The organism is Nocardiopsis sp. TSRI0078 (assembly GCF_001905145.1).
Taxonomy (GTDB): domain Bacteria; phylum Actinomycetota; class Actinomycetes; order Streptosporangiales; family Streptosporangiaceae; genus Nocardiopsis.
Window position 1 is genome coordinate 447516 of sequence record NZ_LWLB01000032.1, and the last position, 22825, is coordinate 470340.

Here is a 22825-nt window from a genome sequence, read left to right on the forward strand (position 1 = left end):
GGAACAAAGCATGCCGCGCCGTAGTGACCTTTCATCCGTCCTCGTGATCGGCTCCGGCCCGATCGTGATCGGGCAGGCGGCCGAGTTCGACTACTCGGGCACCCAGGCCTGCCGCGTCCTGCGGGCCGAGGGCCTCCGGGTCATCCTGGTCAACTCCAATCCGGCCACGATCATGACCGACCCGGAGATCGCCGACGCCACCTACGTCGAGCCGATCACCACCGAGATGATCGAGAAGATCATCGCCAAGGAGCGCCCCGACGCGCTCCTGCCCACCCTGGGCGGGCAGACCGCGCTCAACGCCGCCATCGACCTGCACGAGTCGGGCATCCTCGACAAGTACGGCGTCGAGCTCATCGGCGCCAACGTCGAGGCCATCCAGTCCGGCGAGGACCGCGAGAGCTTCAAGGGCATCGTGGAGCGCATCGGCGGCGAGTCCGCCCGCTCGCGCATCTGCCACACCCTCGACGAGTGCCTGGCCGCCGCCGAGGAGCTCGACTACCCCGTCGTCGTGCGCCCGTCCTTCACCATGGGCGGCGCGGGCTCGGGCTTCGCGAACAACGAGAGCGAGCTGCGGCGCATGGCCGGACAGGGGCTGGCGCTCTCCCCGACCACCGAGGTGCTCCTGGAGGAGTCCATCCTCGGCTGGAAGGAGTACGAGCTGGAGCTGATGCGCGACGTCAACGACAACGTCGTGGTCGTGTGCTCCATCGAGAACCTCGACCCCATGGGCGTGCACACCGGCGACTCCATCACCGTCGCCCCCGCCATGACCCTCACCGACCGCGAGTACCAGAAGCTGCGCGACATCGGCATCGCGGTCATCCGCGAGGTCGGCGTGGACACCGGCGGCTGCAACATCCAGTTCGCCGTCCACCCCACCACCGGCCGGATCATCGTCATCGAGATGAACCCGCGCGTGTCCCGCTCCTCGGCGCTGGCCTCCAAGGCCACCGGGTTCCCGATCGCCAAGATCGCCGCCAAGCTCGCCGTCGGCTACACCCTGGACGAGATCCCCAACGACATCACCAGGGAGACCCCGGCCAGCTTCGAGCCCACGCTCGACTACGTGGTCGTCAAGGTGCCCCGCTTCGCCTTCGAGAAGTTCCCCGGCGCCGACCCCGCCCTGACCACCACCATGAAGTCGGTGGGCGAGGCCATGGCCATCGGCCGCTCCTTCCCCGAGGCCCTCCAGAAGGCCATGCGCTCCCTGGAGAAGGCGGGCGTCGGCCTGACCTGGGAGGGCGAGCCCGGCGACAAGGACGAGCTGCTGCGCCGGGCCGCCGTCCCCACCGAGCGCCGCCTGCGCCAGGTCCAGCAGGCCCTGCGCGCCGGGGCCACCGTCGGGGAGATCCACGAGGCCACCCGGATCGACCCCTGGTTCCTGGACCAGATGCTGCGCCTGGAGGAGATGGCCCGCGTCCTGGCCGACGCGCCCAAACTCGGCGCCGACCTGCTGCGCGAGGCCAAGGGACTGGGCTTCTCCGACGTCCAGATCGGCCAGATCACCGGCAAGAGCGAGGACGTGGTCCGCGAGCTGCGCCACGCCCTGGGCATCCACCCCGTCTACCTGACCGTGGACACCTGCGCCGCCGAGTTCGAGGCGCGCACGCCCTACCTGTACTCCAGCTACGACGAGGAGACCGAGGTCCCCGAGGGGGACCGGACCAAGATCATCATCCTGGGGTCGGGGCCCAACCGCATCGGCCAAGGCGTGGAGTTCGACTACTCCTGCGTCCACGCCTCCTTCGCGCTCTCCGACGCCGGGTACGAGACCGTGATGGTCAACTGCAACCCCGAGACCGTCTCCACCGACTACGACACCAGCGACCGGCTCTACTTCGAGCCGCTCACCCTGGAGGACGTGCTGGAGGTCGTGCGGGCCGAGCAGGCCGCCGGACCGGTCGCCGGGGTCATCGTCCAGCTGGGCGGCCAGACCCCGCTGGGCCTGGCCCGCCGCCTCAAGGAGGCCGGGGTGCCCATCATCGGCACCAGCCCCGAGGCCATCGACCTGGCCGAGGACCGCGGCGCGTTCGGCAAGGTCCTGGACGACGCCGGACTGCCCGCGCCCAAGTACGGCACCGCCCACTCCTTCGCCGAGGCCAGGGTCGTCGCCGACGAGATCGGCTACCCCGTCATGGTCCGCCCCTCCTACGTGCTGGGCGGCCGGGGCATGGAGATCGTCTACAGCGAGACGATGCTCGCCGACTACATCGAGCGCAACGCCGAGGTCAGCCCCGAGCACCCGGTGCTGATCGACCGCTTCCTCGACGACGCCATCGAGATCGACGTCGACGCCATCTACGACGGCCGCGACCTGTACCTGGGCGGCGTCATGGAGCACATCGAGGAGGCCGGGATCCACTCCGGCGACTCGGCGTGCACCCTGCCCTCCATCACCCTGGGCCGCGAGGACATCGAGCGCATCCGCTACTCCACCGAGGCCATCGCCCGGGGCACCGGGGTGCGCGGACTGATCAACGTCCAGTACGCGCTCGCCTCCGGCGTGCTCAACGTGCTGGAGGCCAACCCGCGCGCCTCGCGCACCGTGCCGTTCGTGTCCAAGGCCACCGCGGTGCCGCTGGCCAAGGCCGCCGCCCGCGTCATGGCCGGGTCCACCATCGCCGAACTGCGGGAGGAGGGCATGCTGCCCGCCCACGGCGACGGCGGCGACCTGCCCGTCGACGCCCCGGTGTCGGTCAAGGAGGCCGTGCTGCCCTTCAACCGGTTCATCAACAAGGAGGGTGAGGGAGTCGACACCATCCTGGGCCCCGAGATGCGCTCCACCGGCGAGGTCATGGGCCTGGACACCGAGTTCGGCTCCGCCTACGCCAAGTCGCAGCTGGCCGTCAACGGCTCCCTGCCCGCCCGGGGCCGGGTGTTCGTCTCGGTGGCCAACCGCGACAAGCGCTCGATGATCTTCCCGGTCAAGCGCCTGGCCGACCTGGGCTTCGAGATCCTGGCCACCGAGGGCACCGCGGTGGTGCTGCGCCGCAACGGCGTGCACGCCACCGTGGTGCGCAAGCACAGCGAGGGCAGCGGTCCCGCCGGTGAGCCGACCATCGTGCAGCTCATCCACTCCGGGGGCGTCGACCTCATCGTCAACACGCCCTTCGGCAGCGCCGGGCAGGCCGGTCCGCGCCTGGACGGGTACGAGATCCGCACCGCGGCCGTGGTGCGCGGCGTGCCCAGCGTGACCACCGTGCAGGGCCTGGCCGCCGCGGTGCAGGCGATCGAGGCGCGGGTGCGCGGCGACGTCGGCGTGCGCTCCCTCCAGGAGCACGCGCGGACCCTCACCGCCAACCGGAGCTGAGAAGGGCCCTCCCGGGACCGTTTCGCCCGCCGGCCGGGGCCGAGCGGGGCCCGAGACCGTGGGCGGGGGCGTCGTGAACGGTGTGTTCCACGGCGCCCCCGCCGATACGGTTGGCGCACAGGGCAACTCAGGAATCCAAAAGGGGGGAGGGCGGCGTCCCGCCGACGCCCCGGTCCGAGGGCACCGGGGCGGGGACGCCACGACCTGATGAGCGACAACGGACCGGTGCAGGCCAGGTGCCCCGTGCTGAACGTGCGCAGGGTGGACGCCTACTACGCCATCACCGTGGTCGCCCCGGGCATAGCGGAACGCTTCCGCTCCGGGCAGTTCGTGTCGGTGGCGGTCGGCGGCGACCACTCCAGCACCCTGCTGCGCCGCCCCTTCGCCATCCACGACGTCAAACCCGACTACGGCGGCACCGTCGAGTTCCTGTTCTCGGTGCGCGGCACCGGCACCGCCTGGCTGTCGGAGCGAAGGTCACGCGACCTGCTGGACGTGGTCGGCCCCCTGGGCCGCCCCTTCCCGCTGCCGCGGGACCCGGTCAACTGCGTGCTGGTGGGCGGCGGATCGGGCAGCGCCCCGCTGTTCCCGCTCGCCCAGTCGCTGCGCAGGCGCGGCTGCCGGGTGGACTTCGTACTGGGTGCGGCCTCCGCCGACCGGGTGTTCAGCGCCATCACCGCCCGCCGTATCGCCGAGACGGCCGTCTTCACCACCGACGACGGCTCCTTCGGCACCCGCGGCCGGGTCACCGACGTCCTGGGCCGGGTGATCGAGGACTGCCGCTCCGACGCCGTCTACGCGTGCGGTCCCATGCCCATGCTGCGCACGGTCACCGCCGTGGCGGACGCCCACGGCGTACCCGTCCAGGTGGCGGTGGAGGAGACCATGGCCTGCGGCACCGGGATCTGCATGACCTGCGTCATCCCGGTGGTGGGGGAGGACGGGATCACCCGCATGGTGCGCTCGTGCGTGGACGGCCCGGTCTTCCGGGGGGAGCAGGTGCGCTTCGACGACGTGGGCACCATCCCCTTCGACGCCCTGGGCGCCCCCGGATGGAAGGGCTCCAGCGCGGTCCGCGCCGCCGAGTCGGCACGCGACATCGCCTGAGGAGGCCGGGCCCCGCGGGCCCGGACGCGCGGCCGGGGGGTGTGCCGGGGCCCGGCCCGGCCGCGCCCCGCCGCCCGGACACCGTCAGCACCCGAGAGCAGTAGGAAAAGTGAACGCAGACCTCAGGACCCGGCTGGGCGGCTGTGAACTGCCCAACCCGGTGGTGACCGCGGCCGGCTGCGCCGGCGCGGGCCGCGAGCTGGCCCAGTTCCTCGACATCGCCTCGATCGGCGCCGTCACCACCAAGTCGGTGATGCTGGAACCCCACGCGGGGCGGCCCGCCCCGCGCATGGCCGAGACGCCCAGCGGGATGCTCAGTACGACGGGCATGCAGGGCCCGGGGGTGGACGTGTTCCTCCAGCGGGACCTGCCCTGGCTGCTCTCCCGGGGCGGCCGCGCCATCGTGTCCATCGCCGGCACGGGGGCGGGCGAGTTCGGTGAGCTGGCCAGGCGCGTCTCGGCCGCGGACGGGGTCAGCGCGGTCGAGGTCAACCTCTCCTGTCCGGACCCCTCCGACCCCGCGGGGCGCCGCTTCGCCGACGATCCCGTCCGGGCCGCGGCCGTGGTGCGCACGGTGCGCTCCCACACCCGCTCCGGACTGCCGGTACTGGCCAAGCTGGCCGCCGACGTCCCCGACGTGGTGGAGCTGGCGGCCGCGTGCGTGGAGGCGCGCGCGGACGGGCTGTCCATGGTCAACACGGTGCGCGGCATGGCCGTGGACACCCGCACCCTGCGCCCGGCGGTGGCCGGCGGCATGGGCGGGCTGTCCGGCCCGGCCATCCGCCCGCTCGCGGTGGGGTGCGTCTACCGCGTGCACGAGGCGCTGCCGGACGTGCCCCTCATCGGGATGGGCGGTGTCCGCACGGGCGCCGACGCGCTGGAGTTCATGGCGGCGGGGGCCCGCGCGGTGGCGGTCGGCACGACCAACTTCTCCGACCCCTCGGCGTGCGCGCGCGTGCTCCGTGAGCTCACCGAGCTGCTGGACGCGCGGGGCGTGGCCAGGGCCGCCGACGTCGTGGGCGCGGCCCACCGGACGGGACCGGGGGCGTGACAGTCCGGGCACATGGTGCACATGGTCTCTGACCGGCCTGAACGGCCCTGAAATGGCGCTGTGCGACCAAACGCGTGCATGTGGTCCTTCCCCAGTGTCCGGGCGGGGGCCTCGCGCACACGGCCGCCTGGGCGCCGTTACGGGGAAGTGACACGGATGAGGCGCATGAAGCGGCTCATCCGGGGAACCGCACACCCTGATGGTGTGCACATGACAGTGAACGTGCATCGTCCGGTGCTTCGGTAAGCACGTCCGTAAGTACATCCGTGCGTTGCATGCGCCGATCCGCTCGGCCGCACACGATTGGAGATACCGACATGACCGCGCCTTCCGCGCCCATCGCCGTCGCTCTCGACGCCAAGGACCTCGAAACCGCGGCCACCTGGGCCTCGGCGGTCGCACCGCACGTGAGCACGGTCAAGGTGGGGCTGGAGCTGTACCTGCGCTACGGGCCCGACGTGGTCAGCGCGGTGCGCGGCGCCAGCCGGGTGGGGGTCTTCCTCGACCTGAAGCTGCACGACATCCCGGCCACGGTGGCCGGTGCCACGCGCAGCGTCGCGGGCCTGAGGCCCTCGATCCTCACCGTGCACGCCGGGGGAGGGGCGGACATGGTCCGTGCGGCGGTGGAGGCCGCCCCGGACACCAGGATCGCCGCCGTGACGGTGCTCACCTCGCTGAGCGAGGCGGACCTGGAGCAGGTGGGGCTGCTCGGTCCGGCCCGCGACGCGGCGCGGCGCCTGGCGGTGCTGGCGGTGGAGGCCGGGGCCCGTGCCCTGGTGTGCTCGCCGCACGAGGTGGCCCTGCTGCGTTCCGAGGTGGGCCCGGACGTCACCCTCATCACGCCGGGCGTGCGCCCGGCCGGGGCGGACAGGGGTGACCAGTCGCGGGTGGCGACCCCGGAGGAGGCCATCGAGGCGGGGGCGGACCTGCTGGTCATCGGCCGCCCCATCACCCGGGCGCCGGACCCCGGTTCGGCGGCGGCCTCCCTCGCGGCGGCCGTGCGCCGGGCCGGGGCCCGCGTCTAGACAAGCGAAGGGGGAGAGGGGCTTGGGAGCACCCTTCGACGGCGCCGGCGGGCTCTGTGCGAGGGGATCGACGGATCCGGGAGACGAACCATCGCACCGGACCCGACACGCCCTGTTATGGGTCACAAGCGGTCACTAATTAGGCATGTCCGAAATCCGGAACACACTGCCGAGAGTGACCCGGGTCACCCCTGTGTGACCTGTGCTGGTGGCACGCCTAACACTCTCCCCAATCGGGACCAAGGTCCTGATTTTCGTGTCTGATAGCAATTGGATAATCACGCAGGGTAGTTACTTCGATGAAATAGCCGCTGAAAGGGCACTTTACGTTGCCTAACAGGGGTCAGACCTACTAACTTGCGCAGGCGTCCGCCCTCTACAAACGAGTAGAAATCCGAGGTGACCCGGCGTGGCCCTTCCTCCCCTGACACCTGAACAGCGCACTGCGGCTCTGGAGAAGGCCGCTAAGGCCAGAAAAGAGCGCGCGGAGGTCAAGAACAAGCTGAAGAACGGCGGCGTCTCGCTGTCCGAGGTCCTCTCCGAGGGCCTCAAGGACGACGTCATCGGAAAGATGAAGGTTTCGGCTCTGCTCGAATCCCTTCCCGGCGTTGGCAAGGTCCGTGCCAAGCAGATCATGGAGCGGCTCAACATCGCTGAGTCGCGCCGTGTCCGCGGCCTGGGCACCAACCAGCGCGCCGCCCTCGAGGCCGAGTTCGGCGACCTCACCAAGTAGCACCAGGTAGCACCACGCAGTACCGCGGTACCAGGCGGCACCAGGAGCGCCTGGACGCAGTACACCGGTCTGTCGCGTCCCCCACAGTCGCGGCGGATACCGAGCCGCATCGGCGGCCGACCCCGGTGAGCTTCGACCGGCCCGCGGCCGGCGGACGGGTGGCCCCAGGTCACGACCGTCCGCCGCGCCGCGGCCCGGTGGTATAAAGGGAACTTCCCGCGACCGTACGCGGACACCCCGTACACCAGCCGCCCGCACGGCGACGGCGCCCGGGCCGATCCGGCCCCGGTGCGCGACGCGAGGGCCCAGGCCCCGCCCCGTGGCGGACAGGCCCGAAGGGAAGCCTGGAACACACATGCCCGATCCCGGATCCCAGTCCCGCCCGGCCCGGAAGCGGCTGACCGTCCTCTCCGGACCGTCGGGTGTGGGAAAGAGCACGGTGGTCGCCCACCTGCGCCGTGAGAACCCCGAGGTGTGGCTCTCGGTCTCGGTCACCACCCGCAGGCCCCGACCGGGCGAGCAGGACGGCGTTCAGTACCACTTCGTCACCGACGAGGAGTTCGACCGCCTCGTCGCCGACGACCAGCTCCTGGAGTGGGCCCAGTTCGCGGGCAACCGCTACGGCACCCCCCGCGGCCCCGTCGAGGAGCGCCTCCGTGCCGGACTCCCGGTCCTGCTGGAGATCGAGCTCCAGGGCGCCCGCCAGGTCCGCGAGTCGATGCCCGACGCCCTGCACGTCTTCCTCGCCCCGCCCTCCTGGGAGGAGCTGGTGCGCCGCCTCACCGGGCGCGGCACCGAGTCCGAGGAGGTCATCCAGCGGCGCCTGGAGGTGGCCAGGGTCGAACTGGCCGCCGAGAAGGAGTTCGACACCACGCTCGTCAACACGTCCGTACAGGAAGTGTGCGAGGAGCTGCTAGCGTTGATCACCGCGCCCGAGGTGTGATAGCGGCCGGGCCCCGCGGCCCGCGCCGCCCGCGCCGCCCGCGCCCGCACCGGGAACCGTCCCGGCGGCGCCACAGACCCGACCATCACGCCGCGGCTCCCGTGTCGAGCCGCGGACCATCCCTGGGGGTAATTCGAAGTGGCTGGTACCGAGCCCGTCGCCGAAGGCATCACCAACCCGCCGATCGACGATCTGCTGGAGCTGGTGGACAGCAAGTACAGCCTGGTCACCATGGCCTCCAAGCGGGCCCGTCAGATCAACGCCTACTACGCCCAGCTCGGCGAGGGCCTGCTGGAGTACGTCGGTCCGCTGGTGGAGACCCAGGTCCAGGAGAAGTCCCTGTCCATCGCCCTGCGCGAGGTCAAGTCGGGCCTGCTCAGCGCCGAGCCCTACGAGGGCTCCTGAGTCCTGCTCTTCGCGTGCTCGCAAGCTCGCACGGGGCTCGGGGCCCGGGGAACCGAGTTCTTCATCCTCGCCCACGCCCGGCTCGTTCCCCGCTGGCGGCTTGGCTCGTCTTGCAGAACCCGGTACGCCCCTCGCGTGTCGTGTGCTCCGCAGGGGCTCGCGCAGGCGAGGCGTCCGGGGCCTGGTAGAACCCTGTCTGTGAGTGACACACGAACTGTTCCCCAGGTGGTCCTCGGCGTCGGCGGGGGCATCGCCGCCTACAAGGCGTGCGAGCTGCTGCGCCGACTGACCGAGTCCGGCCACCGGGTCCGGGTCGTGCCCACCGCCGAGGCCCTGCGCTTCGTCGGTGAGCCCACCTGGGCCGCCCTGTCCGGCCAGCCCGTCGCCACCGGTGTGTGGGACCACGTGCACGAGGTCCCACACGTGCGTATCGGCCAGGAGGCCGACCTGGTCCTCGTGGCCCCGGCCACCGCCAACATCCTGGCCCGGGCGGCCGCGGGCCTGGCCGACGACCTGCTCACCAACACCCTGCTCACCGCGCGCTGTCCGGTGGTGTTCGCGCCCGCGATGCACACCGAGATGTGGGAGCACCCCGCCACCCAGGACAACGTGGCCACCCTCCGTGCACGCGGGGCCGTCGTCCTCGACCCGGCCGTGGGTCGCCTGACCGGGGCCGACACCGGGCGCGGGCGCCTGCCCGAGCCCTCGGAGCTGTTCGAGGCCGCCCGCCTGGCGCTGCGCCGCGGCACCGCCGCCCCCGACCTGGCCGGCCGGCGCGTGGTGATCTCCGCGGGCGGCACCCGCGAGGCCATCGACCCGGTCCGCTTCCTGGGCAACCACTCCTCCGGCAAGCAGGGGTACGCCCTGGCGCGCACCGCCGCCGCGCGCGGCGCGGACGTGACCCTGGTCTCCGCCAACGTCTCCCTGCCCGACCCGGCCGGTGCGCGCATCGTGCGCGTGGGCTCGGCCGTGGAACTGTCCGAGGCGATGGAGGCCGAGCGCGCCGGAGCCGACGCGGTCGTGATGAGCGCCGCCGTCGCGGACTTCCGGCCGGTCACCAGCGCCGCCTCCAAGATCAAGAAGTCCGGTGCGGCGCCCGCGCCCATCGAACTCGTGGAGAACCCCGACATCCTCGCCGGGTTGGTCGCCTCGCGCGAGGCCGAGCGGCTGGAGCAGACCATCGTGGGGTTCGCCGCCGAGACCGACGACGTGGTCGCCAACGGCCGCGCCAAGCTGGCGCGCAAGGGCTGCGACCTGCTCGTGGTCAACCAGGTCGGCGGCGGGCGCGCGTTCGGCACCGAGGACAACCAGGCCGTCATCCTCGGCGCGGACGGCACCGCGGTGGACGTGCCCACCGGACCCAAGGAGGACCTCGCCGACCGGATCTGGGACCTGGTCCGCCGGCGCCTGGACTGAGCGGCCCGCCCGGAGCGGGCCCGCGTCCGGGGACCCGCGCCCCGGGACTGGATTCCTACCGCCGAGTACGCCACACTGCGAACGGTGCCCACGGCGACCGGCGCGGTCAGCCGCGGGTGCCCGCCTCCACCAGTCCCGTTACAGTGGACCAATAACCAACCCCGTCGGTCGGTATTCGCCCCGGCACGCAGCCGGGGACCGCCGCCGACACATGTCAGCCAGCAGCCGCTGCAAGGAGTCACGCAACGTGTCCCGCCGCCTTTTCACCTCCGAGTCGGTCACCGAAGGCCATCCCGACAAGATGGCCGACCAGATCAGTGACGCGATCCTCGATGCGATGCTCACCCAGGACCCGCGCAGCCGCGTCGCGGTCGAGACGCTGATCACCACCGGTCAGGTCCACATCGCGGGTGAGGTCACCACCCAGACCTACGTCGACATCCCCGCCATCGTGCGCGAGAAGATCCTCGAGATCGGCTACGACTCCTCCGCCAAGGGGTTCGACGGTGACTCCTGCGGGGTCAACGTCTCCATCGACGCCCAGTCCCCGGACATCGCCCAGGGCGTCGACACCGCCTACGAGGCGCGTGTGGGCAACGAGGACGACGACCTCAACAAGCAGGGCGCCGGCGACCAGGGCCTGATGTTCGGCTACGCCAACCGCGAGACCCCCGAGTTGATGCCGCTGCCGATCAAGCTGGCGCACTCCCTCTCCGAGCGCCTCGCCGGGGTCCGCCGCAACGGCACGGTGCCCTACCTGCGCCCGGACGGCAAGACCCAGGTCACCGTCGAGTACGACGGCCACACCCCGGTCCGCCTGGACACCGTCGTGGTCTCCAGCCAGCACTCGGCCGACATCAACCTCGACGAGATGCTCGCCCCCGACATCCGCGAGCACGTCATCGAGCCGGTCGTGGCCGCCTACGGCCTGGAGGCCGACAACTACCGGCTCCTGGTCAACCCGACCGGCCGCTTCGAGATCGGCGGCCCCATGGGCGACGCCGGCCTGACCGGCCGCAAGATCATCGTGGACACCTACGGCGGCTACGCCCGCCACGGCGGCGGCGCCTTCTCCGGCAAGGACCCGTCGAAGGTGGACCGCTCGGCCGCCTACGCCACCCGCTGGGTCGCCAAGAACATCGTCGCCGCCGAGCTCGCCGAGCGCGCCGAGGTGCAGGTCGCCTACGCCATCGGCAAGGCCCACCCGGTCGGTGTGTTCATCGAAACCTTCGGCACCGAGAAGGTCGCCCCGGAGCTGATCGAGAAGGCCGTCAAGGAGGTCTTCGACCTGCGTCCGGCCGCGATCGTGCGCGACCTGGACCTGCTGCGCCCGATCTACTCCAAGACGGCCGCCTACGGTCACTTCGGCCGCGAGCTGCCGGAGTTCACCTGGGAGAGCACCGAGCGGGCCGCCGCGCTGCGGTCCTTCGTGGGCGCCTGAGCCCGCATCCTCTCCCGCGTCCGTCTCCGACGCGAACCCCCGGGGGCGGGCGGCCGATCGGCCGCCCGCCCCCGAGCCGTGTTCCGGGACCCCTCCGCATGGCACACGAACAAAATGGCCACAGCGTGTTATCCCGTACATACGCAAGGTAATTTTCGGCGCGCGTACGCGGAGGAGACCATGGCCGCAGCAACGGCGGTGTCGGCACTGGGGCTGGCGGCCCTGATCGCCCTGCCCGGGGCTCACCCCGCATCCGGCCAGCCGGGGAGGGCGGTCGAGGAGGCCGTGCCCGGCGAGGGCAGCCTGCAGGTGGACCTGGAGGCCCGTACCGACGAGGAGCGGCTGGGCCCGGGAGACCGGGTCCGGTACACGGTCAGTGTGCGCAACTCCGGGAGCAGAGCCCTGTCCGAAGCCCAGGTCGTACAGTTCCTGCCGCCGACGATGCGCTACGTCTCGGGAACGGGCGGGGCCCGTGCGGAGGAGGGGCGGGTGACGTGGTCGCGGTCCCTGGAACCGGGCGAGCGGACCAGCATGAGGGTCACCGGCGAGATCACCGGGGTCCGCGACGGGGGCGCGCACCCGGTCACCACGGTGTGCGCGCGCCCCGAGCCGGGGGCGGTACTGGTCTCCTGCGACGCCGCCCTGCACCGGGTCCACGCGGCACTGCCGCTGGTGTGGGTGGTCACGGCCCTGGCGTTCGCCGCCTCCGTGGCACTGTGCGTCGGCGGCCTGGTGCGCCACCGCAGCGCACAGGGCCCGGTGGCCGGTGCTCCCGAGGCGGTGGCCGCGCGCGGGAGCGGACCCGCGCCCGAGGCGGAGTCCGGGACGGGAGCGGCACCGAAGCCGGGGCCGCGGCCCGCGCCGGAGCCCGGGCGTGTCCGCGAACCGGTGCCCGAACCGCTGCCCGGAACCGGACCGGTGCCCGGGGCACGCGTGGACGCGCCCCCCGAGAGGGTGGTCGAGCTCGACGGCCGACCCTAGGACGTGTGCGGTGGATGCCGCCCCGTCCCTTGGAGGGCGCCGCGCGGCAGGGTGGGTGTTCGCCACACACGCCCTGAGGCGGGCGCACACGCGGACGGGCCGCCTCCCCTCGCGGGGGAGGCGGCCCGTCCGCTGCCCGGCTCAGCTCAGCTCGTCGAGCGCCTTCTCCGCCTCGGCCAGCCACGAGCGGCGGGCCTCCAGTGCGTCCTCGTGCTCCTTGACGCGGCGGCTGTCACCGTTGGCCCGGGCCTTGTCCAGCTTGGCCTCCAGGTCGCTGATGGCCGACGCCAGCTGGGCGACCGTGTCCTCGGCGCGGGCCCGCGCCTCGGGGCTGGTGCGCTCCCACTCGGCCGCCTCGGCCCGGCGCACGCCGTCCTCGATCTGCCGGAAGGCGCCCTCCAACTGGTCGCGCACGTCGCGCGGCAGCTCACCGGCCTCCTCCCAGGCCTCCTGGAAGTCGCGCAGCCGGGCACGCGCCCGGCGCGGGTCGGTGATGCCCGGGATCTCCGCCCTGGCCTCGGCCAGGATGCGCTCCTTGGCGTCGGCGTTGACACGCAGCTCGGCGTCGCGCTCGGCGAAGGTGGCGTTGCGCGCGTCGAAGAAGGTGTCCTGCGCGGCCTTGAAGCGCGCCCACAGCTTGTCCTCGCTGGCTCTGTCCGCCCGGCCGCTCCTCTTCCACCGCTGCATCAGGTCGCGGTAGGCGCGGGCCGTGGGGCCCCAGTCGGTGGAGTGGGCCAGGGACTCGGCCTCCTCCACGATGCGCTCCTTCTCCACGCGCACCGCCTCGCGCTCCTGGTCCAGGTTGGCGAAGTAGGCCTTGCGCCGCTTGGAGAAGGAGTTGCGCGCCGCCGACATGCGCTTCCACAGGGCCTGCTCGGTGGGGCGGTCGGCCCGCGGGGCCTTCTTCCACTCCTCGATGAGCTGCAGCATCCGCTCGCCGCCGGACTTCCAGTGCGTCGTCTCCACCGCGACCCGCTCGGCCTCGGCGACGATGCGCTCCTTGATCTCCCGGGCCTGGCCGCGCGCCTGCTCCTGGGCCTGCTTCTGCTCGACCTTGCGCTCCTCGGCGCGGTCCGCCAGGGCGTCCAGCCGCTTCATCAGCGCGTCCAGGTCACCGACCGCGCTCGCTCCCCTGACGGAGTCGCGCAGCTTGTCGATGCTCGACATCGCGGCGGAGGCGGACAGGTCCGTGCTGCGGAGCCGCTTCTCCAGCAGCTCCACCTCGGTGAGCAGGGCGTCGTACTTGCGGTGGAAGAAGGCCAGAGCCTCCTCCGGCGCCCCGGCCTGCCACGATCCGACGACCCGCTCGCCTTCGCTCGTGCGCACGTAGACCGTGCCGTCGTCGTCTACGCGGCCCCAAGGGTCCGTGGTCACCGTGTCCTCCTGCTGTCATGAGCCCGGCCGTGGGACGGGTTCGGGTCGTCGCGTCGTGTCCTCGCCGGTTCGTGATGGGAACCACCGTGCTCAGCACGATATCCATACGATTCGACGGTAGGCGCCGCGCCGTGGTTCACGTCTGCGCAGATCATGGGTGTCCGCGCGCCCTCGGGAGTTCGACCGGTAGCCCTCCCGCCCAGCAGAGGCGCAGGTCGGGGCCTCGGTGTACACCAAGGACGGTGACCAATATGGCATTACCACGCGGTTTGGCAAAGAGCCCGGCCGCGCGCGGTGATCGAATGGTGATCAAACGCTTTCCGGTGTCCGGCCGCCGGGTCGCCACCCCTTCCGCGTCTCGGTAGGCTCTGCTGACGGGGGTTCGCCTGCTTGGCCCGCGGACCCGCCGCCCCGTGACCGCGCACCCGACCGAGGACAGGACGACACCCGCCGTGCTCATCGCCGCACTTCCCACCGGGCCCCTCGCCGCGAACTGCTACGTGCTCGCACCGGCCCCGGGCGGCGACTGCGTCATCGTCGACCCGGGCCAGGAGGCCACCGAGCAGGTCGACAAGGCCCTGGCCGAGCACTCCCTGACCCCCGTCGCGGTACTGCTCACCCACGGCCACTTCGACCACGTGTGGTCGGCCGCCGAGATCTGCGCGCGCCACAGGGTCCCCGTCCACCTGCACCCCGCCGACCGCGGCCTGCTCACCGAGCCCGCCGCGGGCGTCGATCCCGGCTTCGCCGCCCAGCTGTCCGCCCTGCTGGGCCCGGGCCCGCACACCGAGCCCGAGGACCTGGTGGAGGTCTCCGGCGGCGACACCCTCGCCCTGGCGGGGCTGGAGTTCGAGGTCGAGCACACCCCCGGACACACGCCCGGCTCGGTCGTCTACACGGTGGCCACCGAGGACGGCGTCCCCGTGATGTTCGCCGGAGACCTGGTCTTCGCCGGGTCCATCGGCCGCACCGACTTCCCCGGCGGCGACCACGCCGCCATGCTGCGCAGCCTCGCCAGCGCCGTGCTGGACCGCCGCGACGACACCCAGGTCCTGCCGGGCCACGGCCCGGCCACCACAGTCGGGCGCGAGCGCGCCACCAACCCCTACCTGCGCGATACCGCCGGCTGATCGAGAGACCCGGCCGCCCTCCCGTCCCGCAGGAACGACGTATGACCACCCAGCACCACCGAGGCGTCCACCACCCGGACCTCCGACCGCGCGACGGACGAGATATCCGCACCGGCCCCGCCTGAGGGCGGGTTCCGGTGGTTTCACACCGCCCCCCTCCCGGGCCCCTCTCCCGGGGGTCCGCGGGCCGTGTGCGCAGAACAGGCCCGTACCGAAGCGCAGGTCGGGCACACTTGACATGAACAAGACGCTGAAGGAGAAGTCCGTTGATACGCACGCATGAGGCAGGTGCGTTGCGCGCCGAGCACGCCGGCGCCACCGTTGTCCTCGCCGGATGGGTGGCCCGCCGCCGTGACCACGGCGGCGTGGTCTTCCTCGACCTGCGCGAGGCCTCCGGAGTGGCCCAGGTCGTCGTCCGCGAGGACGACCTCGCCCACGACCTCCGCGCCGAGTACTGCATCAAGGTCACCGGCTCCGTCCGGGTCCGCCCCGAGGGCAACGAGAACCCCGAGATCCCCACCGGCGCCGTCGAGGTCGTCGCCGACGAGATCGAGGTGCTCAGCGAGGCCGCGCCGCTGCCCTTCCAGCTGGACAGCGCCGCGGACGTGGCCGAGGAGACCCGGCTGCGCTACCGCTACCTGGACATCCGCCGCCAGGAGATGGCCGAGAACCTGCGCCTGCGCTCCAAGGCGACCTACGTCGCCCACGAGGTCATGCGCGACCTGGGGTTCACCTACGTCGAGACCCCGTACATGACGCGGTCCACCCCGGAGGGCGCCCGCGACTTCCTGGTCCCGGTCCGCCTCCAGCCTGGGCACTGGTACGCCCTGCCGCAGTCGCCGCAGCTGTTCAAGCAGCTCCTCATGGTCGGCGGAATGGAGCGCTACTACCAGCTCACCCGCTGCTTCCGTGACGAGGACCTGCGCGCCGACCGCCAGCCGGAGTTCACCCAGATCGACCTGGAGATGAGCTTCGTCGACGAGGAGGACATCTTCGCCGTCGGCGAGAAGCTGTTCACCCGCCTGCTGCGCGAGGTGCGCGGCGTCGAGCTGCCGGAGCAGTTCCCGCGGATGCGCTTCGCCGAGGCCATGGACCGCTTCGGCTCCGACAAGCCGGACCTGCGCTTCGGCCAGGAGCTGGTCGAGGTCACCGACTACTTCGCCGACACCCCCTTCCGGGTCTTCAGGGCTCCCTACGTGGGCGCGGTGGTCATGCCCGGCGGCGCCTCCCAGACCCGCAAGGAGCTGGACGCCTGGCAGGAGTGGGCGCGCTCGCGCGGCGCCAAGGGCCTGGCCTACGTGCTCGTCCAGGAGGACGGCACCCTGGGCGGCCCGGTGGCCAAGAACCTGTCCGACACCGAGCGCGAGGGGCTGGCCGCCAAGGTCGGCGCCGCGCCGGGCGACGCGGTCTTCTTCGCCGCGGGCAGGCGCTTCGAGAGCCAGGAGCTGCTGGGCGCGGCCCGCCTGGAGATCGGCAGGCGCTGCGACCTGATCGACACCTCCCGCTGGGAGATCCTGTGGATCACCGACATGCCCCTGTTCGAGGAGGGCGACGAGGAGGGTACCTGGAAGCCGGTGCACCACCCCTTCACCGCTCCGGCCGTGGAGGACGAGGCCGACTTCCAGGACCACCCGGGCACCACCAACTCCCGGGCCTTCGACCTGGTGCTCAACGGCTACGAGCTGGTGTCGGGCTCCATCCGTATCCACCGCGCCGAGATGCAGCAGCGGATCTTCGACGTCATCGGCCTCAGCAAGGCCGAGGCCGAGTCCAAGTTCGGTTTCCTGCTGGAGGCGTTCAAGTTCGGCCCGCCGCCGCACGGCGGCCTGGCCGTGGGCTGGGACCGGATCATCATGCTGCTGGCCGGACAGCCGACCATCCGCGAGGTCATCGCCTTCCCCAAGACCGCGTCGGGCGGCGACCCGCTGACCGGGGCGCCCACGCCGATCACCGCGGCCCAGCGGTCCGAGGCCGGGGTGGACGTCGACCCCGAGGCCGAGGAGCGGTCCAAGTAGGACGCTGAGGGAGCCCTCCCCGGGGGCGGTGCGCGGATCCGCGCACCGCCCCCGCCGCGTGTCCGGGGAGGTGAGGCGGGGGAGCGCCGGACGTCCGCCGTGTCCCCGGGAAACGGAGGAATTTCGCGCCGAATGATGCGTGCCGGGATTCGTCCCGCTTTGGACTTGCCGTATTCGGTCACACGGAGAAAACTGTCGGTTATCGGGCGGCGGTGGGAGTGGTGAACATGGCCGAACACGGCCGCGCCGCCCCGGTACGGATGCGCGGAGAGCCGTCATCCCCTACCGTTGAGGGCGAATCACCCCTCTCGAACCGCGACGAGCACGTGCCTGGAGTGAACACGTTGCATTCACGGGATTTCCCGTGCGCGGTCGGAAGTGGTGGCGGAGTTCTTCTGCGCCATTGAGTCACACGAGCGTAACGATTCACACCCCGTGCCCGGCCGGATACGGCCGGAAGGCGTGGAACTCGGCGCCAGCCCATCCCACCGGTGAACCGTCAGGCCCCGTGTCCGGCCGGGCCGCGCGGTGGTCGGGCGGTACGGACGCCGGTGCCCCTCCCGGTCCGCATGCCGGAACCGGCCCAATCCCGGACACTAGAATGATCCGGTCGGAACGTTTCAGGGGTGGCCGCGCCTGGGCGCGGGTGTGACGTCCGAGACGACATGAGGATGAGTCATACGTGAACGGAAAACGCGCTGCAGGCGATGGTTCCGAGAGCGCCCTCGCGGAGGCGTTCTCCCACGCCCCCGAGCCCATGGCGCTCGCCCTGGCCGACGGCGCGATCCTGCACGCCAACCTGGCCTTCACCGAGCTCTTCGGCCTGGACGGGGCCGACCTCGCCGGCCGGGCCTGGTACGACCTCCTCGACGGTGACGACGCCCTGCGCGGCGCCCGCGCCCACGACGAGGCCCTCGCCGGGCGCTGGGGGCGCCGCGCGCGCCTGCGCCTGAACGTGGCCGACAAGGTCGCACACCTGGTGGAGGCCGAACTGCGTGTCCTCCCGGGGGATGAGGCCGACGGCGCGCGCGTGGTCGCGCTGCTGCACGTCCTCTCCACCGAGGAGACCGACCTGCGGGTGGTCGGCGAGCTGCGCACCGACAACTCCGACTCCGTCCTGTGGAGCCTGGACCTGGCCACCGGCCGCCTGCACGAGCTCTTCGGCCCCACACCGCTCGGCGCCCTGCTGGCCGGGAACGACCGCGAGCTCGAACGCATCCTGGAGCGGGTCCACCCCGACGACATCGCGCGCGTGCGCGACGCCATGTCCGCCTCCTTCGCCGGACGCGACTACGAGCAGCGCTTCCGCGTCTTCGACCGCCTCGGCGACGAGCGCTCCCTGCACGTACGCGCCCGCTACGTACCAGGTGACCCCGACCGCCTCGTCGGCATCGTCGACGACGTCACCGAGCACGTCCAGCTCGTCCGGCGCCTCGCCGACCGCCGCCGCACCGAGGCCGAACACGGCCGCCTGGTCACCGAGCTGTCCTCCAAACTCGTCTCGGCCACCACCGTCGACAAGGTCATGGACCTGCTCAGCGAGGAGTTCCTGCCGATCTTCGGCGGCGTGCAGGCCGCCGCCCTCTACGTGGAGGACGGGGTGCTGCGCAGCTCGCCCAACGCCCACGGCCGGGGCGGCAACATCGGCAGCATCGACGGCCGACGCGCCGACGACACCGACTTCCCCATGGGCGCCGTCATCCAGGACCGCCAGCCGCGCTTCTTCGAGAGCCGGGCCGAGATCATCAGCCGCTTCCCCGCCGCCGTCGAGCTCATGCGCCAGGTGCGCGGCCAGGCCTGGGCCACCGTGCCGATCTTCGGTGACGGCAAGGTCGCCCTCGGCGTCTGGCAGATGGTGTGGGACCGCCCCCACCACGCCAGCCGCGACGAGCGCGCCCTGATGCTCACCTTCGCCGGGCTCGCCGGGCAGGCCCTGCAGCGCATCAAGGCCCAGCAGGCCGAGCTGGAGCTGGCCGACGCCGTGCAGCGCCGCATGCTGCCCCGCCAGGTGGCCAGCTTCCCCGACATGGACATCGCCACCAAGTACCTGCCCTCCCGCGCGGACTGGCGTATCTGCGGCGACTTCTACGACGTCATCGAACTGCCCGAGAACAAGGTCGGCCTCCTGGTCGGCGACGTGCAGGGGCACGGCGTGGAGGCCGCCGCCGCGATGGGCCAGATCCGTGTGGCCTTCCGCGCCTACGCCTCCAACCAGTCCGACCCCGGCGTGGTCCTGGGCGAGACCAACCGCCTGCTCACCGAGACCGGTGAGATCGTCTTCGCCACCTGCGGCTACCTCGTCGTGGACCGTGAGAGCGGCGTCATGCAGGCGGCCTGGGCCGGGCAGCCGCCGGCCGTGCTGGCCTCCAAGGGCGGCTACGAGGTCTGGGAGCCCGAGACCGGCCCGCCGCTGGGGGTGCTCCCCGACGCCGAGTACCCCGTCACCACCCGCATGCTCTCGCCCGGGACCTCCCTGCTGCTGTGCTCCGACGGGCTCGTGGAGAGCTCCGAGCTGCCCATGGGCGAGGGGCTCGCCCAGGTCGGCGCGGCCCTGGCCGAGCACCACGAGTCGCCCGAGGACGCCGCGCACGTCCTGGCCGAGATGGCCCCGGCAGGACGCGGTGACGACATCGCCCTGCTGGTCACCCGCATGGCCTCCTCCGCCGAGCCCGCGCGCAGCCGGCCCGCGGTGGCGTCGGGGACCTGACCGCTGCGGTTACCCTGGGGGCGTGCCCGAAACGCTGTTCGACGACGCCGGAGCCGAGGCCGCCCGAGGGCAGGAACCGCTCGCCGTGCGCATGCGCCCCAGGACCCTGGACGAGGTCATGGGCCAGCGCCACCTCCTGGGCCAGGGCAGTCCGCTGCGGCGCCTGGTCGAGGACGACGCGCCCATGTCCGTCTTCCTGTGGGGGCCGCCCGGCACCGGCAAGACCACCCTGGCCACGGTGGTCAGCCGCGTCACCCAGCGCCGCTTCGTGGAGCTGTCGGCGGTCAACGCCGGGGTCAAGGACGTACGCGCCGTCGTCGACGAGGCCCGGCGGCGCATGGGCATGCACGGCACCCGCACCCTGCTCTTCGTCGACGAGGTGCACCGCTTCAACAAGACCCAGCAGGACGCTCTGCTGCCCGCGGTGGAGAACCGCTGGGTCAGCTTCATCGGCGCCACCACCGAGAACCCCTTCTTCTCCGTGGTCAGCCCGCTGCTGTCCCGCTCGCTGCTGCTGTCCCTGGAGTCCCTGGACGAGGACGACGTCCGCGCCCTGGTGGACCGGGCCCTGACCGACGAGCGCGGGCTGGACGGCCGCTACACGCTCTCGGAGGAGGGCGCCGACCACCTCGTGCGCCTGGCGGGCGGCGACGGCCGCCGCTCCCTGACCTACCTGGAGGCCGCCGCCCTCGTCGCGGGCGCTCCGGCCGAGGAGCCGGTCACCATCACCGCCGAGCACGTCGAGCGCGCCGTCGACAGGCACGCCGTCCGCTACGACCGCTCCGGGGACCAGCACTACGACGTCGTCAGCGCCTTCATCAAGAGCATGCGCGGGTCCGACCCCGACGCCGCCCTGCACTACCTCGCCCGCATGATCGAGGCGGGGGAGGACCCCCGCTTCATCGCCCGCCGTGTCGTCGTGCACGCGAGCGAGGACGTGGGCATGGCCGACCCCACCGCACTGCAGACCGCCGTGGCCGCCGCCCAGGCCGTCGAGCTCATCGGTATGCCCGAGGCCCGCATCAACCTCGCCCAGGCCGTCATCCACATCAGCCTGGCCCCCAAGTCCAACGCCGTGATCAGCGCCATCGACGCCGCGATGGCGGACGTGCGCGCGGGGCGGGCCGGGCCCGTCCCCGCCCACCTGCGCGACGGCCACTACAAGGGCGCCGCCGACCTCGGCCACGGGAAGGGCTACCGCTACGCCCACGACTTCCCCGGCGGGGTCGCCCCCCAGCAGCACGCCCCCGAGGGCCTCGCCGACCGCGAGTACTACCGTCCCACCCAGCACGGCGCCGAGCGGCGCTTCAGCGAGGTCCTCCAGCGCATCAAGGGCGTCCTCCGGGGCGGCGACCAGCGCGGCTGAGCCCCGAAGGACTCCCCTGGCCGGTGTCCCCCGGGGGCTGGCCTCGGTCCGTGCCCGGGCGCCCGGAGGTTCCCGCGGGCGCCCGGACAACCCCCATGGGCGGAGGACCCGGAGCGAAGGACAGGCCCTAGTCGGTGAACAGTTCGGTGATCTCGACGATCTCGCGGGGCTCCCCGTCCTCTCCGGGCTCCTCGGCGAAGGTCACCTCCACGATCATCACCGGGCCCCACGACAGGTAGTCGATGAAGTCGCTGCCGGTCAGCTCCCAGGTCCCGCGGCCCTCCTCGTCGAGGAAGACGTGGTCGGGTGCGGCGCAGAACTTCGCGCAGAGCACCTCGGCGTCGGGGGAGATGACCGCCTCGGCGGGCTCGCCGACCTCCTCCCACTGCTCGGCCCAGGCGCTGTGGCTGGGAACCCCCCGGCCGCGGACCGGCTCGTCGTCGCGGTCGACGGGGGTGTACACCCACGGGCCCGACACGGGGGACTCCTGCTCGGCGGGGTCGAACCGCACCACCAGGGTCAGCGGGTCCTCGTCGGAGGGGCTCTCGTCGACGGGCTCCCCCTCGACCGGGCCTCCCGCGGTGTCGGAGACCAGGGTGTCGTCCTCATCCGATCCCAACACCTGTGAGAGCCCCCATATCCCGGTGCCGACGAACCCGAGGGCGAGCGCCGCGCTCCCGGCCATGAACATGACACGGGTGGGGCGCCGGTTGGACATGCGCCCCTCCAGGCGGACGACCTGGGGCACCCGCGCGGGCGGCTCCACGGCGTGCCACTCGCGCTCCAGGATGAGCGCCAGGTCGTCGCGGTCGGGGGAACCGTCCCCGGCGGCGGGGCCCGCGCCGTCCCGGAGGTTCTCCGCGTTCTCGGCCTGCCACATCGCGATGACCGCGCCGATCACCTCGCGCAGGCTGGGACGGCGGTCGGGGTCGGGGTCCAGGGCGCGCCCGACCACGGGCCGCAGCCCCCGGGCCAGCCCGTCCAGGTCGAAGGACCCCTGTGCCGCGCGCTCCGCGATCTCCTCGGGCTCGCCGGGGCCGAAGGGCAGGCGCCCGGTCCCGGCGAAGGCGACGACGGCGCCCCAGGCGAACACGTCGGCGGCGGGTGTGGGGACGCCGCCCCGGAAGCGCTCGGGGCTCAGCCAGGTGGCGCCCGACCCGCGCATCCGCTCGGCCGAGGCCGCGACCGCGCACTCCATGATGTGCGGACCGTGCGACTCCAGCAGGATCTCGCTGGGGCGCAGCGAACCGTGCGCCACCCCGCGCGCGTGCAGCGCGGACAGGCCCTCGGCCAGGCCGGTGGCCAGGGCGATGAGCTTGCCGCTGCCCAGTCCGCCGCGCTTGGTGACGTAGTGCGACAACCGCTCGCCCGCCAGGTAGGGCATGGACAGCCAGGGCGGGTTGGCGTCGCTGTCGAAGGCCAGGGGGACGACCACGCGCCGGGGGTCGACGTTGGACAGGGCCCGCAGACGCTGTTCCAGGGCGGGGTAGACGTCGGGGGACTCCAGTTCGGGGGAGGTGAGCACCTTGACGGCGACCAGGCGGTCGCCGGGGCTGCTGGACGCGGCGTCCACGGCGGCGTAGACGGTGCCGGCGGCTCCCTGCCCCAGGCGTCCGAGGACGAGGTAGGGGCCGATCCGTGAGGGGTCGTCCGGATAGAGGGGGGCCAGGTCCGGCGGTACCAGTACGGAGATCTCTCGGGGAGAACGAGGGCTCATGGGTGTCCTGTCGGTGCTTCAGGGGCCGGTGGGCGGCTGAGTGTCCGGACATCGTAGTGAAGATCCCGATAGGTAGTGATTCTCCTTCAGAAGGGGACGTC

At 72.3% G+C, this 22825-nt stretch carries 16 protein-coding genes; 14 read left to right on the forward strand and 2 right to left on the reverse strand.

Annotated features, from left to right (window positions below):
- The first annotated feature begins 10 nt into the window (after positions 1–10).
- From carB to A6A08_RS19135, 10 genes are all read left to right on the forward strand, one after another.
- A complete protein-coding gene (carB, locus tag A6A08_RS19090) occupies positions 11–3313 on the forward strand; it encodes a carbamoyl-phosphate synthase large subunit (protein WP_073703963.1) in 3303 nt (1100 codons plus the stop codon).
- A gap of 207 nt (positions 3314–3520) precedes the next feature.
- Positions 3521–4420 (forward strand): dihydroorotate dehydrogenase electron transfer subunit, encoded by a 900-nt coding sequence (locus A6A08_RS19095; RefSeq protein WP_073703964.1) that lies wholly within the window; start codon positions 3521–3523, stop codon positions 4418–4420.
- Positions 4421–4529: 109 nt separating this feature from the next.
- Positions 4530–5471 carry a dihydroorotate dehydrogenase gene (locus A6A08_RS19100; protein ID WP_073703965.1) on the forward strand — a complete coding sequence of 314 codons (942 nt, stop codon included), beginning with the start codon at positions 4530–4532 and terminating at the stop codon, positions 5469–5471.
- 317 nt (positions 5472–5788) lie between these two features.
- On the forward strand, positions 5789–6496 hold the full coding sequence (gene pyrF / locus A6A08_RS19105) for an orotidine-5'-phosphate decarboxylase (protein ID WP_073703966.1): 708 nt from the start codon (positions 5789–5791) through the stop codon (positions 6494–6496).
- Between the two features lie 409 nt (positions 6497–6905).
- Positions 6906–7229: an integration host factor, actinobacterial type gene (gene mihF, locus A6A08_RS19110; protein WP_073703967.1), complete on the forward strand. Its 324-nt coding sequence runs from the start codon at positions 6906–6908 to the stop codon at positions 7227–7229.
- Positions 7230–7584: 355 nt separating this feature from the next.
- On the forward strand, positions 7585–8172 hold the full coding sequence (gmk, locus tag A6A08_RS19115; protein WP_073703968.1) for a guanylate kinase: 588 nt from the start codon (positions 7585–7587) through the stop codon (positions 8170–8172).
- 138 nt (positions 8173–8310) lie between these two features.
- A complete protein-coding gene (gene rpoZ, locus A6A08_RS19120; protein ID WP_073703969.1) occupies positions 8311–8577 on the forward strand; it encodes a DNA-directed RNA polymerase subunit omega in 267 nt (88 codons plus the stop codon).
- A 225-nt stretch (positions 8578–8802) separates the two neighbouring features.
- Positions 8803–9993, forward strand: a complete 1191-nt coding sequence (coaBC, locus tag A6A08_RS19125) for a bifunctional phosphopantothenoylcysteine decarboxylase/phosphopantothenate--cysteine ligase CoaBC (RefSeq protein WP_073703970.1) — start codon at positions 8803–8805, stop codon at positions 9991–9993.
- A 247-nt stretch (positions 9994–10240) separates the two neighbouring features.
- Complete coding sequence (gene metK, locus A6A08_RS19130; protein ID WP_073703971.1) at positions 10241–11434, forward strand: methionine adenosyltransferase; 1194 nt, start codon at positions 10241–10243, stop codon at positions 11432–11434.
- Between the two features lie 180 nt (positions 11435–11614).
- Positions 11615–12415 (forward strand): DUF11 domain-containing protein, encoded by an 801-nt coding sequence (locus tag A6A08_RS19135; RefSeq protein WP_083609187.1) that lies wholly within the window; start codon positions 11615–11617, stop codon positions 12413–12415.
- Between the two features lie 141 nt (positions 12416–12556).
- Here the strand turns inward: A6A08_RS19135 and A6A08_RS19140 are convergent, their stop codons facing one another.
- On the reverse strand, positions 12557–13789 hold the full coding sequence (locus tag A6A08_RS19140; RefSeq protein WP_073703972.1) for a DUF349 domain-containing protein: 1233 nt from the start codon (positions 13787–13789) through the stop codon (positions 12557–12559).
- Between the two features lie 452 nt (positions 13790–14241).
- On the opposite strand from A6A08_RS19140, the gene A6A08_RS19145 reads away from it, so the two are divergent.
- The 4 genes from A6A08_RS19145 (at position 14242) to A6A08_RS19160 (ending at position 21007) form a co-directional block, all read left to right on the forward strand.
- Entirely contained in the window at positions 14242–14919 is a 678-nt protein-coding gene (locus tag A6A08_RS19145; protein WP_073704014.1) for an MBL fold metallo-hydrolase, read from the forward strand.
- Positions 14920–15185: 266 nt separating this feature from the next.
- Positions 15186–16934, forward strand: a complete 1749-nt coding sequence (gene aspS / locus A6A08_RS19150; protein ID WP_073703973.1) for an aspartate--tRNA ligase — start codon at positions 15186–15188, stop codon at positions 16932–16934.
- A gap of 682 nt (positions 16935–17616) precedes the next feature.
- Positions 17617–19641: a SpoIIE family protein phosphatase gene (locus tag A6A08_RS19155; RefSeq protein WP_073703974.1), complete on the forward strand. Its 2025-nt coding sequence runs from the start codon at positions 17617–17619 to the stop codon at positions 19639–19641.
- Positions 19642–19663: 22 nt separating this feature from the next.
- Positions 19664–21007 (forward strand): replication-associated recombination protein A, encoded by a 1344-nt coding sequence (locus A6A08_RS19160; RefSeq protein WP_073703975.1) that lies wholly within the window; start codon positions 19664–19666, stop codon positions 21005–21007.
- A 127-nt stretch (positions 21008–21134) separates the two neighbouring features.
- Here the strand turns inward: A6A08_RS19160 and A6A08_RS19165 are convergent, their stop codons facing one another.
- Positions 21135–22724, reverse strand: a complete 1590-nt coding sequence (locus A6A08_RS19165; RefSeq protein ID WP_073703976.1) for a serine/threonine-protein kinase — start codon at positions 22722–22724, stop codon at positions 21135–21137.
- Between the last annotated feature and the right edge of the window lie 101 nt (positions 22725–22825).

Bases quoted from the DNA above. Each gene is read 5' to 3' on its own strand.
- gmk (WP_073703968.1), top strand. From the start codon at position 7,585: ATGCCCGATCCCGGATCCCAGTCCCGCCCGGCCCGGAAGCGGCTGACC.
- pyrF (WP_073703966.1), top strand. From the start codon at position 5,789: ATGACCGCGCCTTCCGCGCCCATCGCCGTCGCTCTCGACGCCAAGGAC.
- carB (WP_073703963.1), top strand. From the start codon at position 11: ATGCCGCGCCGTAGTGACCTTTCATCCGTCCTCGTGATCGGCTCCGGC.
- A6A08_RS19165 (WP_073703976.1), bottom strand. From the start codon at position 22,724: ATGAGCCCTCGTTCTCCCCGAGAGATCTCCGTACTGGTACCGCCGGAC.
- A6A08_RS19095 (WP_073703964.1), top strand. From the start codon at position 3,521: ATGAGCGACAACGGACCGGTGCAGGCCAGGTGCCCCGTGCTGAACGTG.
- A6A08_RS19135 (WP_083609187.1), top strand. From the start codon at position 11,615: ATGGCCGCAGCAACGGCGGTGTCGGCACTGGGGCTGGCGGCCCTGATC.